12 protein-coding genes are annotated in these 14,296 nt (G+C 43.9%); 7 read left to right on the top strand and 5 right to left on the bottom strand.

From position 1 onward, the window contains the following. Positions 1 to 165 precede the first annotated feature (165 nt). Positions 166 to 2,850: a phosphoenolpyruvate carboxylase gene (gene ppc / locus B9T23_RS09835; RefSeq protein WP_086193984.1), complete on the bottom strand. Its 2,685-nt coding sequence runs from the start codon at positions 2,848 to 2,850 to the stop codon at positions 166 to 168. A gap of 161 nt (positions 2,851 to 3,011) precedes the next feature. Then, positions 3,012 to 3,635 (bottom strand): TetR/AcrR family transcriptional regulator, encoded by a 624-nt coding sequence (locus B9T23_RS09830; RefSeq protein WP_086193983.1) that lies wholly within the window; start codon positions 3,633 to 3,635, stop codon positions 3,012 to 3,014. Positions 3,636 to 3,781: 146 nt separating this feature from the next. Between B9T23_RS09830 and B9T23_RS09825 the strand changes: the two genes are divergently transcribed. The 4 genes from B9T23_RS09825 to dnaJ all read left to right on the top strand — a co-directional run bounded on the left by B9T23_RS09825 (position 3,782) and on the right by dnaJ (position 9,774). After that, entirely contained in the window at positions 3,782 to 4,888 is a 1,107-nt protein-coding gene (locus B9T23_RS09825; protein WP_086193970.1) for an efflux RND transporter periplasmic adaptor subunit, read from the top strand. Between the two features lie 8 nt (positions 4,889 to 4,896). Then, positions 4,897 to 8,043: an efflux RND transporter permease subunit gene (locus B9T23_RS09820; protein WP_086193982.1), complete on the top strand. Its 3,147-nt coding sequence runs from the start codon at positions 4,897 to 4,899 to the stop codon at positions 8,041 to 8,043. Between the two features lie 133 nt (positions 8,044 to 8,176). Continuing rightward, the gene (locus tag B9T23_RS09815; protein WP_067725693.1) at positions 8,177 to 8,554 is read left to right on the top strand and encodes a hypothetical protein; all 378 of its coding nucleotides are present in this window, start codon (positions 8,177 to 8,179) and stop codon (positions 8,552 to 8,554) included. A gap of 107 nt (positions 8,555 to 8,661) precedes the next feature. Beyond that, on the top strand, positions 8,662 to 9,774 hold the full coding sequence (gene dnaJ / locus B9T23_RS09810) for a molecular chaperone DnaJ (protein WP_067725695.1): 1,113 nt from the start codon (positions 8,662 to 8,664) through the stop codon (positions 9,772 to 9,774). A 69-nt stretch (positions 9,775 to 9,843) separates the two neighbouring features. Here dnaJ and B9T23_RS09805 read toward each other — a convergent pair whose 3' ends face one another. Next, positions 9,844 to 10,092, bottom strand: a complete 249-nt coding sequence (locus B9T23_RS09805) for a hypothetical protein (RefSeq protein ID WP_086193969.1) — start codon at positions 10,090 to 10,092, stop codon at positions 9,844 to 9,846. Positions 10,093 to 10,120: 28 nt separating this feature from the next. Then, a complete protein-coding gene (locus B9T23_RS16795; RefSeq protein WP_171263082.1) occupies positions 10,121 to 10,267 on the bottom strand; it encodes a hypothetical protein in 147 nt (48 codons plus the stop codon). A 105-nt stretch (positions 10,268 to 10,372) separates the two neighbouring features. Here B9T23_RS16795 and dapB point away from each other — a divergent pair, with 105 nt between their 5' ends. From dapB to B9T23_RS09790, 3 genes are all read left to right on the top strand, one after another. After that, the gene (gene dapB, locus B9T23_RS09800; RefSeq protein ID WP_086193968.1) at positions 10,373 to 11,194 is read left to right on the top strand and encodes a 4-hydroxy-tetrahydrodipicolinate reductase; all 822 of its coding nucleotides are present in this window, start codon (positions 10,373 to 10,375) and stop codon (positions 11,192 to 11,194) included. 58 nt (positions 11,195 to 11,252) lie between these two features. Continuing rightward, positions 11,253 to 11,897 carry an START domain-containing protein gene (locus tag B9T23_RS09795; RefSeq protein WP_086193967.1) on the top strand — a complete coding sequence of 215 codons (645 nt, stop codon included), beginning with the start codon at positions 11,253 to 11,255 and terminating at the stop codon, positions 11,895 to 11,897. 369 nt (positions 11,898 to 12,266) lie between these two features. Beyond that, positions 12,267 to 13,157: a LysR family transcriptional regulator gene (locus B9T23_RS09790; protein WP_067725703.1), complete on the top strand. Its 891-nt coding sequence runs from the start codon at positions 12,267 to 12,269 to the stop codon at positions 13,155 to 13,157. Between the two features lie 100 nt (positions 13,158 to 13,257). On the opposite strand, the gene ahr is transcribed toward B9T23_RS09790, so the two are convergent. Further along, a complete protein-coding gene (gene ahr / locus B9T23_RS09785) occupies positions 13,258 to 14,280 on the bottom strand; it encodes an NADPH-dependent aldehyde reductase Ahr (protein WP_067725705.1) in 1,023 nt (340 codons plus the stop codon). Between the last annotated feature and the right edge of the window lie 16 nt (positions 14,281 to 14,296).

The following is a 14,296-nucleotide window of genomic DNA, read 5'->3' as shown; positions in this document are numbered from 1 at the left end:
ATTGTAAAATTAGCGTTAAATCAGCGCATTAATAGAGTAATTGAGCCAGCCCATTATTCATAACTGATACTTATTTTACTTATAAACAATATGATATTTTCTGCTAATAGGTGAGCAATAAAAAAGCACATCCTGAAGATGTGCTTTGCGGTGCAGATGAAATGCTTAACCAGTATTACGTAAACCTGCGGCAATTCCGGCAATACTGACCATCAAGGCGTGATCGACTGGGGTATGTTCGGCCTGACATTCCGCTAAATAGCGACGACGACGTTTCATCAGCTCGGCCTGTAATAAATGCAGTGGCAGTAAATACGGTTTACGCACTTTCATGGACTGATCCAGTACCTCGTTACTGCTGAGCAGTTGCGATTCACCTTTTAAAGCCAGTAGCGTTTGTACCGCATCTTTTAAGCGTTGGCGCAGTTGTTCACCCAAGATTTTTAAATCTTCATCATCGGTTAAATGCGATTCATAATATAAAGCCACATGACTGTCTGCTTTAGACAACACCATTTCCAGCATATCAATCAGGGTCTGGAAATAAGGCCATTGCTGCAACATTTCATCGAGCAAGGCTTTTTGACCTTGATCAATCACTTGATTAATCGCAGCACCTGTACCAAGCCAAGCCGGAAGCATCAAGCGAATTTGGGTCCATGCAAACACCCACGGAATGGCACGTAAGGATTCAATGCCCCCGCTGACTTTACGTTTCGCTGGGCGTGAACCGAGTGGCAACATCTGCAATTCAAGTTCTGGAGTGACAGTACGTAAGTATTTTACAAAATGCGGATTCTCGCGCACCGTTTCACGATAGACCTGTACCGATAAATCGGTCATGGTATGCATCAACTGACGCCATTCATCTTTAGGCACTGGCGGTGGCAACAAGGTTGCTTCCAAAGTAGCTGCGGTATAAATCTCTAAATTTTGAAGTGCGATACCTTCCAGACCAAACTTAAAGCGAATCATTTCACCTTGTTCAGTGACACGAATTGCACCTGAAATAGAACCCGGTGGTTGTGAAAATAAAGCTTGCTGAGTGGGTGCACCACCACGGCTGATCGAACCACCACGACCATGGAACAGGGTAAGTTGCACAGCATGCTTTTGCGCAACTGCCGTGAGTTCTTCTTGCGCCCGGTATTGCGCCCAGTTGGCAGACATAAAGCCGGCATCTTTGGCAGAATCCGAATAGCCGATCATCACTTCATGTTTGCCCTGAATATGCTGTTTGTACCAATGCATATTGAACAGGGTATTCATGGTGTCGGCTGCGCCATCCAGATCTTTCAGCGTTTCAAATAATGGAACCACACGTAAAGGATGTTTAATACCGGCTTCTTTTTGTAGTAATAACACCGCCAATACATCGCTTGGATATTCAGCCATCGAGATAATATAAGCACCCAAGCTTTCTTCAGGCTGTTCTGCCAAGGTGCGCATAGTGGCAAACACTTCTTGTACATCGGGATGTTCAATCAGGCTTTGTTTAGGCTCATTTAAATGCTTCGGCAGCAATGGACGTTTGCTTTGTAATTCTTGCAACAGGAAGTTTTGACGTGCTTGTTCGGTCCAGGTTTCAAAATTGCCCAAACCTAAATATTCAGTAATGGCTGAAATGGCTTGGCGATGACGACCTGATTCCTGACGAATATCCAGTTTTAGCAATTCAATGCCAAAACAGTTCACGCGATGAATAAAGTCGAGCAGTTTGCCATTGGCAATTTCAGGCAAGTTGCAGGCAATCAGTGAACGGTAGCAAAGTAACAACGGCTGTAATAATTCATCTTTGCTTTTAATCACCAGACTGTCGTCGGCCTCTTGTCCTTGTAATTTTTGAGCCAGCCAGTGACGGGTTGCTTTTAGACGCTCACGAGTATCACGCAGATATTCACGGTATGGTTCGGGATGTGAATGTCCCAGCGCCTGCATCAATTCATTACTTGCGTTCTGAATCGACAATTCCCAACGCAAGTCTTCAATATCACGCAGGTACAAATCAGCCGCTTTCCAGCGTGAGAGCCAAAGCACTTCTTGGGTAATGTTATGCGTAACATTCGGGTTACCGTCGCGGTCACCGCCCATCCATGAAGCAAAACGAACTGGTGCAATACTTAAAGGTAAACGCTGACCGCAGTGCTCTTCCACCATTTCATCCAGTTCACGAACGAACTTCGGTACTGCATTCCATAGGGTTTGTTCAATGGTGGTAAAGCCCCATTTCGCTTCATCGACCGGGGTTGGGCGGTGCTGACGAATTTCATCGGTTTGCCAGGCTGAACAAATCAATTGTTTGAGTTCTTCGAGTACCGCTTTACGTTCACGTGGCGTCAGTTTTTGTTGATCTGCCTTAAATAGGCAATCATTAATATCGTCATATTTTTGAATCAGGGTACGCCGGCTGACTTCTGTCGGATGTGCCGTGAGCACCAATTCAATTTTCAGTTCACAGATTTGCTTGAATAAGGTGTCTGATGAAATTTCATGCTCTTTAAATTTTTGGAACAGATGATCGAGCGGATTCGGTGAAGGGGCATTTTCATCAAATTCACTCTTACGACGGCTACGAACCACATTGTATTGTTCGGCAATATTGGCAAAATTCAGAAAATGGGTAAATGCACGTGTCAGGGGGAGAATTTCCTCATCTTCCAGACTTAAAAAAAGTTGTTCGAGTTGTTTTTCTGCTTCAACCTGACCATCACGTGCACCTTTAGACAGGGCACGAATTTGTTCGACCTGATTAAACAAATCTTGTCCTGCATGTTCCTTGAGGGTCTCTCCCAGTAAGTTCCCAAGTAAGCGTACGTCCTCACGCAGTGGAGCATCAATTTGTTGAATCATTTTTTTCATTCTCCTAGGCTTCTCTTTTGAATATACCCCGATTCGATGACATTCCAAGTAGGGGGCAGACAAAAGTATGTAATCTGTTGCTGCTAAAAATAGCAATTGATCTGCCAGTTGAGCTTTTCGGAAAATGAAGGGCGATTTTTTAAATGATCGTTTTAAGTAGTTTTTTGATATTTCAGCATAAACAATTCGATGCTACTCAAGATAATTTGCTGTTTTTCTTCAGCAGTAGGAACATCCCGAACGCCGAGCAGGACTTCATGATGGCGCATGCCAAACAGCAAAGACACGATCAGCATCGTCAGCGTTCTTAATTCTTCAGCTTGAATAAAACCCAGATCAATCGCTTGTTGAAAGAAGTTTTCCCACACAGCATTCATGCGCAGGTGCGAAGCCTCATAAAACTTTTGTGCCAATGGATTTTGTGCAGCCGCCAGTTCCACCAATAACCGTTCCAGTTTAATGGCTTCAGGCAAGTTGGTGATATTGAGCGCCAGCTCGCAGGCATGCACGAATGCATGATGAAAATCACTGTCGGGCTGCAAATTCAATGGACGCGCGCTGATCAGTTCCTCGCAGGTCACCGCAATGGCACAGACAAATAAATTGGCTTTATCCTGAAAGTGATTATAGACCGTCAGTTTGGTCACGCCTGCTTCTTGCGCAATCTGATTCATGCTGGAACCATGATAACCACATTTTAAAAATAGATTTCTTGCCGCATTTAAAATTTGCTGACGTTTTTCCAAGTCCTTCGGGCGACCGACATTTATTTGCACAATTTTTTCCAAAAAAATCAAAAAGGTCATTGCTTTGACCGATGAGTTCTAATTAATGTACCAGTGAGTATATTAATTAAAAAATAGACAATTTAAGATACTCGTTATTTTGCCCTAAAAAACATTTTTAAATAAGAGCGAATTTCATGAGCATAATTAAGACCGCAGTTGTCAGCATGATCATCGTTTGCAGTGTGACCTTATGGGGATGCAGCACGGATGCAACCGAAACAGAACAAGTCCCCTTTGTCATGGTGACTCAACCGAATAGCACCCATAACGAGCAGAAAAGTTATGCCGGTGATGTACAGGCACGTCAGCAGACGGCTTTGGCATTCCGGGTTGGGGGGCAAATTATCGAACGTTATGTCGATGTCGGTGATCAGGTCAAAGTCGGTCAAGTGCTGGCCAAACTGGATGTGAAAGATGCACAGCTACAACTGAATGCGGCCAATGCTCAACTGGAAAGTGCGCAATCTGCAGCAAAAAATGCCGAAGATGAACTGAAACGCTTTAAGCAGTTACTCCCCATGAATGCGGTCAGCCGCTCGCAATATGATGCGGTTGAAAACCAATATAAAGCAGCGCTCTCGAACTTAAAACAGGCGCAATCCAATTATGACGTCAGCCGTAACCAAACCGGTTATAACCAGTTGGTGGCGAATAAAAATGGCGTGATTACTGCGCGTAATATTGAAGTGGGGCAGGTGGTTGCTGCAGGACAAGCAGCCTATCAAATGGCGATTGCCGGTGATCGTGAAGTGGTGATTGGGGTTCCTGAACAAGCGATTTCCGAGATTAAAGTCGGTCAAACCGCATGGGTAACCTTGTGGTCTAAACCAGAAGATAAATTTGCAGCCTATGTTCGTGAAATTTCACCCGCAGCCGATCAGTCCCGTACTTTTAGCGTGAAGGTTGCATTACGTGAAGGCAATGCTGCGATTCAACTGGGGCAAAGTGCGCGGGTATTTTTTAACAACACCCAAAACAATGTATTAAGCGTGCCTTTATCCAGTGTCTCTGCCAATGATCAACATGCCTATGTTTGGGTGGTGAAACCGGATCAGACCATTCAGAAAGTCTTTGTGACCTTAGGTGCTTATGGTCGTGACAGCGTACCGGTATTGTCCGGCTTGAATCCGCAAGATTATGTGGTGATTGGCGGTGTGCATTTATTGCGTGAAAAACAAAAAATCCAGCCGATTGACCGTGAAAACCGTGCCGTGAAAATTCAGGCAGGAGCACCCTCATGAAACAAGACATGAAGTCTGAATCACGTTATAACCTGTCGGAATGGGCACTGAAAAATAAAGGCTTAATCCTTTATTTTATGCTGCTGTTAGGCATTGTCGGAATCGTCTCATACTCCAAACTGGCACAAAGTGAAGATCCACCGTTTACCTTTAAGGTGATGGTGATTCAAACCTATTGGCCGGGTGCAACTGCTGAAGAGGTTTCCTTACAGGTCACCGATCGTATTGAAAAAGAACTGATGAGCACCGGCAACTATGAACGCATCATGGCGTTTTCACGTCCGGGTGAATCGATGGTGACTTTTGTGGCTAAAGATTCGTTACGCTCAAGTCAAATTCCCGATGTGTGGTATCAGGTCCGCAAAAAAGTTGGGGATATCAAACAGCAATTACCCAGTGGTGTACAAGGGCCGTTCTTTAACGATGAGTTTGGCGATACCTTCGGCAATATTTATGTCCTGACCGGCAACGATTTTGACTATGGGGTGTTGAAAGAATATGCCGACCGCTTACAACTGCAATTGCAACGGGTGAAAGATGTCGGCAAGGTCAATCTGGTGGGCTTGCAAGACCAGAAAATCTGGATTGAACTCTCCAATACCAAAGCAACTCAACTCGGTATTCCGGTCACGGCTATTCAGCAAGCCCTGCAACAACAAAATACCGTGGCCAGTGCCGGGTTCTTTGAAACGGGCACTGACCGTATTCAGATGCGGGTCAGCGGTCAGCTGCAAAATGTTGAAGAATTAAAACAAATACCACTCTTGGTGGCAGGCAAGACCATTCAACTGGGCGATGTCGCAGAAGTCTATCGTGGCTTTAGCGAGCCGGCTCAACCGCGTATGCGCTTTATGGGTGAAAACGGGATTGGCATTGCGGTCTCGATGCGTAAAGGTGGAGATATTCTGGCTTTAGGTAAAAACCTCGAAACCGAGTTTTCCCGTTTACAAAAGTCTTTGCCTTTAGGCATGCAGCTGCAAAAGGTTTCCGATCAACCGGTGGCGGTGAAACACAGCGTTAATGAATTCATGAAAGTGTTGGCTGAAGCGGTGATTATCGTTTTACTGGTTAGCTTCTTCTCACTCGGCTTCCGTACCGGACTGGTGGTGGCATTTTCGATTCCCTTAGTATTGGCGATGACTTTTGCCGGGATGAATTTATTCGATGTTGGGCTGCATAAAATTTCATTGGGTGCACTTATTTTAGCACTGGGTTTATTGGTCGATGATGCCATTATTGCCGTCGAGATGATGGCGATCAAAATGGAGCAGGGCTATAGCCGGCTTGAGGCTGCGGGCTTTACCTGGAAGACCACCGCTTTCCCCATGCTGACAGGGACTTTAATTACCGCAGCAGGTTTCTTGCCGATTGCAACCGCAGCATCCAGTACCGGTGAATATACGCGTTCCATTTTTCAGGTGGTAACCATTGCGCTGATTGTGTCATGGTTTGCGGCAGTTCTTTTTGTGCCGTATTTGGGCGATAAACTGCTGCCGGACTTTGAAAATCTGCCACAAAAAGCGCCATGGTATCAGCGTCTTTGGGCACGTTTGCGTAAGCAACCTGAACCTCAACCAATACAGCATCATGCCGGTGAACATCATGATCCGTACCAGACCAAATTTTATCAAAAATTTAGAAATTGGGTGGATACTTGCCTGACCTATCGTAAAACGGTGATTGCAGCCACGGTGGGGATTTTTGTGTTGTCGGTATTGATGTTTAAACTGGTGCCGCAACAGTTTTTCCCACCCTCCAACCGTGCCGAAATTTTGGTGGATTTGAAACTGGAAGAAGGGGCATCGCTCACTTCAACTGAAAATGCGGTGAAAAAAGTCGAAAAACTCTTATCGACCAAAGAGGGCATTGATAACTATGTGGCCTATGTCGGCACAGGTTCAACCCGTTTTTATTTGCCACTGGATCAGCAATTGCCACAGGCCAGTTTTGCCCAGTTTGTGGTTTTGGCTTCATCCTTAGATGATCGTGATGAAATTCGTCAATCTTTAGATCAGGAAATTCGTAAATTGTTGCCGGATGTTCGTACCCGCGTATCGCTATTAGAAAATGGTCCGCCAGTTGGCTATCCATTGCAGTATCGTATTTCAGGTGAAGACTTGCATTTGGTCCGTCAGTGGGCGCATAAAGTTGCTGCTGTAATCGGTGATAATTCCAATACCAGCAATGTGCATTTGGACTGGGGCGAGCCAAGCAAAGTCATTCATTTAAATATCGACCAGGACCGTGCCCGCCAAATGGGGGTGTCGAGCTTGGATTTAGCCAATTTCTTAAATAGCTCCATTAGTGGTGCAACCATTCATCAATATCGTGAAAAACGTGAATTGATTGAAATTCGTCTGCGTGGTGATCAGGCTGAACGGATTAATGTTGAGGCCTTATCCAGTCTGGCAGTACCCACAGCAAATGGGGGTTCCGTTCCGCTGGCGCAAATTGCAAAAATTGAATATGACTTTGAAGATGGTCTGATTTGGCATCGTAACCGTTTACCGACTATTACCGTGCGCGCCGATATTCGCAGTAAATTACAGCCGGCAACTGTGGTCGGTGAACTGGCTGAAAAAATGGATAAACTGCGTGCTGAATTGCCAAGTGGTTATCTGGTTGAAGTGGGCGGAACCGTGGAAGAGTCGGCACGCGGACAAAACTCGGTGAATGCCGGTATGCCATTTTTCTTGGCGGTGGTGATGACGTTATTGATGATTCAGCTCAAGAGCATGTCACGTGCGTTCATTGTCTTGTTAACGGCACCGTTGGGTTTGATCGGGGTGGTGTTATTCCTGTTATTGTTCAATAAACCTTTTGGTTTTGTGGCGATGTTAGGCACGATTGCACTTTCCGGCATGATCATGCGAAATTCTTTAATTTTGATTGATCAGATTGAACAGGATATTCAAGAGGGACATGATCCATGGTCTGCGATTGTTGATGCAACCACGCGCCGTTGTCGTCCGATTGTGTTGACGGCATTGGCTGCGGTACTGGCGATGATTCCTTTATCGCGCAGTATTTTCTTTGGTCCGATGGCGGTTGCCATTATGGGCGGATTGATTGTTGCAACCCTGCTGACGCTGTTCTTTTTACCTGCATTGTATGCACAATGCTTTAAAGTTAAAAAAAATAAGCAAAGCACATAATTTTTTGACAATAACCAGGTGCGAAATATTGAAAATTTCAATATAGTAGCACTGGATATTTGTATACATTTCTATAAAGCAATTTACTGCATATTAAAATACTAAGCGTGTAGTAAATGGGGTTAAAAAGCACATGAAGCAAGATAACTTAAGCCGACTTCGCCGTTCCATTGCGACTTCTTATGTCTTCATGTTTTTTGCTTTATTTACTGTGATTAGTGGTGTATTTGCCTACTGGTATGCGCGCAAAGTCACACAAGTGGATGGAGTGGAAGTGTGGCTTGAAGCTCAAGCGCTTTGGGTGATGCGAAATATTGTGATTTATTCTATTTTGGTGTTATTTGCTGCACTTTGGTTTATTCCGCTGATTTTCTTTTATTGGGATAGCGCACTTTGGGTAACCGGTTGTACGGTTGCTGGTGTAGTATTTACGATGATCGCCTTTTTGTTTTTGCTCAATGCTTGGCTTAAAGGTATCTCTCGATTTTTCAAAAATAAAGCCGTTTTCTAATCTGGCTAAATTTTTTCCTAACATTCCCCTTGTAAAATTTGGATTGACCCCCAATTTCAGTCCACAGTTAAGCATTAAATCAAATTCCGTGAGGAGCATCGCCAGATATGGCTAAACGTGATTATTATGAGGTTTTGGGCGTCGCTAAAACCGCTAGTGATGATGAAATTAAAAAAGCCTACCGTAAGTTGGCGATGAAATATCATCCGGACCGCAATCCAGACAACCCTGAAGCTGAAGATAAATTTAAAGAAGCTGCTGAAGCTTATGAAATTTTATCCGACGGCGAAAAACGCAGCATGTATGACCGTATGGGGCATAATGCCTTTGAAGGTGGTATGGGCGGCGGTGGCGGCTTTGGTGGCGGTTTCAATGCAGAAGATATCTTTAGCCAGTTTGGCGATATCTTTGGTGGCGCTTTTGGTGGCGGTGGTCGTCAACAACAACGTGCACGTCGTGGATCAGACCTTCGCTACGTCATGGAATTGACCCTTGAAGAAGCAGTCAAGGGCGTGAAAAAAACCATTACGTTTACTGCACCTGCACCTTGTGATGCGTGTGATGGTAAAGGTTCAAAAAATCCTAAAGATGTAGAAACCTGTAAAACCTGTCATGGTGCAGGTCAAGTGCGCATGCAACAGGGTTTCTTCTCTGTTCAGCAAACCTGTAGCACCTGTCGTGGTCAAGGTACCATCATTAAGAACCCATGTAATAAATGTCATGGTTCTGGTGTATCAGATCGTCAACAAACGCTGGAAGTTACCATTCCTGCGGGCGTGGACAATGGCGACCGCGTACGTTTAACTGGCAAAGGCGAAGCAATTCGTGATGGTCAGTCAGGCGATTTATACGTTGAAGTTGTGGTTCGTGAACATGAAATCTTCCAACGTGATGGTGCAGACTTGTATATGGATGTGCCTGTCAGCATTGCTGATGCAGCTTTGGGTAAAGAAATTCAAATTCCAACCCTCGATGGTCGTGTAAGTTTGAAAATTCCTGAGGGAACTCAAACTGGTAAAATGTTCCGCTTACGTGGTAAAGGGGTTAAACCTGTGCGTACCAGTATGCAAGGCGATTTACTCTGCCGCGTCGTGATCGAAACACCGGTGAATTTGACTGCTCGTCAACGTGAGTTGTTAAAAGAATTGCAAGAAACGATGGATGGTGAGGACAGTAAATCATCTCCAAAGAAAAAATCGTTCTTCGGTCTGTTTGATTAATTTCAGACACAGTTTGAAAAAAGGGGGGAATATTCAATATTCCCCCCTTTTTTATGCGCGCTTAATCAGTTATTTGATGATGGGTTGATCAATCGCATCGACATCTACCATTTGCGCTGAGAGTTCGCCAGTCGATTCCTGCTTGGTTGCTGCCTGATTATTTTTAGCTGGAGCCGGTGTAGCGCTATGGGTACGAATATTTATTTTTACTTGCGATAAGCTTTCTAAAGTATCTCCCGCTTGGATTGCAGGTTCTGCCCACGCTGTGCTGACGATGGTTGCCATAAAAATGGTTAACGCGATTTTTTTCGAATGCATGCGGATCTCCTTATAATTCATCTTTTGATCATTCGTGTCGCGTAGTCTGCGCAGTGATGTTTACAGGGAGATGAAAATCAGCAGCAAAATCATTTATTTTTAACGCTGAACTTTCAATACAGCAACCGGCTGGGGCTGAGCCATTTCCTTGTGCTTTGGCATAAGCATTCGCCATGACCTGTTTCTCTTTTTTAAATAAAAAATTTCAGGCTGAAACTTAGTCTCGGTACAGAGTTTTGATATAGTAAGAACAATTTAGAAGCAACATTAGGAATATGTTATGTCAGCAGCTCCACGCATTGGTGTATTGGGTGCAGGCGGTCGTATGGGACGCATCCTCATTCAAGCCGTAAAAGAAGCGGGTTACCAGCTTGCAGCGGCAGTTGAACGCCCTGAAAGCAGCTTGATTGGTGCAGATGCAGGCGAGCTTGCCGGTATTGGTGCTGTGGGGGTTAAGGTTGTTGGCAATCTACAAGACGTATTAAAAGACTGTGACGTGGTCATTGATTTCACAGCGCCTGTCGCGACTGAACAGCATTTAAAATTGTGCCGTGAAGCAGGGGTTGCCATTGTGATTGGTACCACAGGCATGAATGACCAACAAAAAGCATTTTTAGATGACAGCGCGACTCAAACCCCTGTGGTCTATGCAGCGAATTATTCGGTTGGGGTAAATGTATCAATCAAACTGTTAGAACTTGCGTCTAAGGTTTTTGGTGACACGGTAGATATTGAAGTGATCGAAGCACATCACCGTCATAAAGTGGATGCACCATCGGGTACAGCATTGATGATGGGTGAAGCGATTGCGGGTGCTTTGGGTCGTAACTTAAAAGAAGATGCTGTGTATTGCCGTGAAGGGCATACAGGTCCGCGTGAACGTAAAAGTATTGGTTTCCAAACTATCCGTGGTGGAGATATCGTAGGTGAACATACTGCAATGTTTATTGCGGATGGCGAACGTGTTGAAATCACGCATAAAGCAACCAATCGCATGAACTTTGCTTCAGGTGCTGTACGTGCTGCTGCATGGGTCGTGGGTCGCGAAGCACGTAAATATGACATGAAAGATGTACTTGGATTTAATGATATTCAAGTATAAAAAATCATCAAAATCATTTATAACAATACAACAAAATTAAAATAAGATGTTCAACGGAATGAAAAAAGTGATATTGATGGCTTGTACTGTAGCAATGTTGGCTACAGTACAGGCTAAACCTGTTGATAATGCTAAGCTCAGCATTAATAAAAATAATATTAAAGTTTGGACCTTTCAAAATAGTCAAAACCCGGTATTTTTATACAAAGCTGAAACCACCTACGATACTGCGCTCGAAAAAGCAGTCAGTCTGATTTTAGATGTCGACCATGCGGTGAAATGGGTGCCGTATATGGGCAGTATCAAAGTCCTTTCGCGGGATGACAAAAAAGGCGAATTTTTATTGTATATGGTGCTGGATTTTCCTTTTCCGCTGAAAGATCGTGATTTGGTGGTGCAAGGTAAAATGATCAAAGATGCCCAAGGCATTATCACGATTAAAAATAAAGCCGTCGATAAAGGCTATGCCAAAAATCCGGATTATGTACGTTTAACTCATTATGAAGGCGATTGGACTTTTCAGAAACTCGCCAATAATAAAATCAAAGTTTCGACTTATGGTTATGCCAATCCCGAAGGCTCTATTCCTTTGACCTTTGTGAATATGTTTGTACAGCAGCAACCGTATCAGATGCTGCAAAAAATGAAGATGGAACTCGGCAAGCCATCCAGTATTCCTGCCTTGCCTGAAGCTTTGCGTTAATTCAAACCATTAAAAAGTCCGCATGATGCGGACTTTTTTCTTCACAGTATTTTATGAACAGGTCTGATAATCATCCAGTGCTTTGTCAGCTGCAAGTTTCATCTGAATAAGCATCCATATTTACTGAAGAAACCCAGTCTGGAGCATCATGAGTCACAAACATTGCAGGTATTTGTAGTATCGAATTGTCGAAACCACGACAAAAGCCACTGCATTCCAAATAATGAATGCCAATGCAGTCGATGGATTACTGGGTTAATTCAATCTTTAAGTTTTCAAGATAAGCATGATTTTGATGCTTTTATTGTTGCTAAAAAACGCAGTAATTTGCAAAATATTATTGACTGAAAATCAATAAATGAGTGGCAGATGAAATCGACCATCGAAGAACTACACACTTTTGTGACCATCGTGGATAGTGGCTCGATTGTGATGGCAGCAGAGCGTTTAGGCCAGACTACCTCCGGTGTGAGCCGTGCCTTACAACGGCTTGAGAATAAACTGAATGTGACGCTATTGGAACGTACCACGCGTAAGCTGAAATTGACCCAAGAAGGGCAACTTTTTCTGGAAAAATCCCGTAAAATTTTAAATGATTTAGCCGAAGCAGAAGATGCTTTACTCAAGTCAGATATCGATACCTCTGGGCTGATTCGGGTCGATTCTGCAACGCCTTTTGTCTTGCATGTAATCGTACCTTTAATTCAGGAGTTTATGCAGCAATATCCCAATATCGAAATTGAACTGAGTAATCATGATCAGGTGATTGATTTACTGGAACATAAAACCGATGTTGCGATCCGTTTTGGTGAACTACACGATTCAAGTTTACACGCCAAATTATTGTGTCGCAGTCGCTTATATATTGTGGCCAGTCCTGCCTACTTGGAACAAAATGGAGTACCACAATCTCCAGAAGATTTATCGCAACATGCTTTACTGGGTTTTAGCCAGCCGACCCATTTAAATACCTGGCCGATTCAGTTTAATGGGGATGACTTTATAGCTCATCCGAAAATAAAAGCATCCAATGGCGAAACGGTACGGCAGCTGGCTATACAAGGTGTCGGGATTACTTGTTTATCACGGTTTTTGATTGAAGATGATTTACAAACTGGTCGCCTGAAAGCTTTATTTGAAGATCAAATTCATCTGCATTATCAAAAAATTCATGCAGTTTATTATCGACAAGAGCATCTACCCAAACGCGTACGTTTATTTATTGACTTCTTGGCGCAAAAGCTTGCTGTATATTTATAAGATATTAAGAGGTAATTCAGTAAGAATGAATAATAAAAATCTGCCAAGCACTCACAGTGCTTGGCAGATTAAGTTACAAGTGAATTAAAGCGAAAATGAATTAAAAATCAGCTTTTAACACAATCCGGTAACGTGCGTTTCCTGAATGTAGATGTTCAATCGCTTCATTGAGCTGCGACATTGGGAAAACTTCAATTTGTGGCGCAATATTTTTACGCGCTGCAAACTTGAGGAGTTGACGGAGTGCAGCAGGGGAGCCGGTAGGCGAACCTGTGACTGATTTTGCACCGCCAATCAGCATGCCAGCTGGAATTTGCATTGGCTCCAAAACTAGGCCCAACATATGGATTGTGCCATGCGGTGCCAGACTGTTTAAGTAAGCAGGCCAATCTAAAGTGACATTCACCGTGCAGAGTAATAAATCAAATTTTCCGCGTTGATCTTTTAATGCGGCTGTATCGCGACTATTTACCACATGGTCTGCACCCATGGCTTTCAGTTCTTCGCTCTTGTCTAAATTTGATGTGAATGCAGTAATTTCACAGCCCCAGGCTTTCAGCAGTTTAATTGCCATATGACCCAAACCGCCAATCCCAATCACTCCAACATGATGAATGGCTTGAATCTGGTGTTTAAGAATAGGATCAAATACGGTAATCCCACCACACAGCAGCGGGCCGGCACTTTCAGGATCTAAATCTTCCGGCAGCGGGATCACCCATTGCCATCCAGCACGAACCTTGTCAGCAAAACCACCGGCATGTCCAACAATGGTCGCCGTTTGTCCACCAGTACACATGACTTGTTGACCGGATACACACGGGTCACAGTGCTGACAACTTTCTGCTGTCCAGCCGATACCAACGCGTTGACCCACTTTCAAGCCTTTGGCTTCTGAACCAAGCTGAGTAATGATGCCAATAATTTCATGCCCTGCGACTACAGGATAAACCGAAGATTTCCAGTCATTATTAATCACTGAAATATCGGAATGGCATAAACCGCAATATTCAACTTTGACTTCAACCTGATGCGCTTGTAATTCGCCGGCATCAAATTGATAGGGTTCAAGTTCTGCGCCAGCCTGCATGGCTGCATAGGCATGGATGATGTTGTCATTCATAAGTGAATCCTTTTAT

The organism is Acinetobacter terrae, assembly GCF_002135195.1.
Classification (GTDB): Bacteria; Pseudomonadota; Gammaproteobacteria; order Pseudomonadales; family Moraxellaceae; genus Acinetobacter; species Acinetobacter terrae.
The sequence above is the reverse complement of the archived record's forward strand: the minus strand, read 5'-3'. Positions and strand labels throughout refer to the sequence as shown.

Coding starts and splice junctions, on each gene's coding strand:
- ppc (WP_086193984.1), bottom strand. CDS start 2,850: ATGATTCAACAAATTGATGCTCCACTGCGTGAGGACGTACGCTTACTT.
- B9T23_RS09825 (WP_086193970.1), top strand. CDS start 3,782: ATGAGCATAATTAAGACCGCAGTTGTCAGCATGATCATCGTTTGCAGT.
- B9T23_RS09820 (WP_086193982.1), top strand. CDS start 4,897: ATGAAGTCTGAATCACGTTATAACCTGTCGGAATGGGCACTGAAAAAT.
- B9T23_RS09815 (WP_067725693.1), top strand. CDS start 8,177: ATGAAGCAAGATAACTTAAGCCGACTTCGCCGTTCCATTGCGACTTCT.
- dnaJ (WP_067725695.1), top strand. CDS start 8,662: ATGGCTAAACGTGATTATTATGAGGTTTTGGGCGTCGCTAAAACCGCT.
- B9T23_RS09805 (WP_086193969.1), bottom strand. CDS start 10,092: ATGCATTCGAAAAAAATCGCGTTAACCATTTTTATGGCAACCATCGTC.
- B9T23_RS16795 (WP_171263082.1), bottom strand. CDS start 10,267: ATGGCGAATGCTTATGCCAAAGCACAAGGAAATGGCTCAGCCCCAGCC.
- dapB (WP_086193968.1), top strand. CDS start 10,373: ATGTCAGCAGCTCCACGCATTGGTGTATTGGGTGCAGGCGGTCGTATG.
- B9T23_RS09795 (WP_086193967.1), top strand. CDS start 11,253: ATGAAAAAAGTGATATTGATGGCTTGTACTGTAGCAATGTTGGCTACA.
- B9T23_RS09790 (WP_067725703.1), top strand. CDS start 12,267: ATGAAATCGACCATCGAAGAACTACACACTTTTGTGACCATCGTGGAT.
- ahr (WP_067725705.1), bottom strand. CDS start 14,280: ATGAATGACAACATCATCCATGCCTATGCAGCCATGCAGGCTGGCGCA.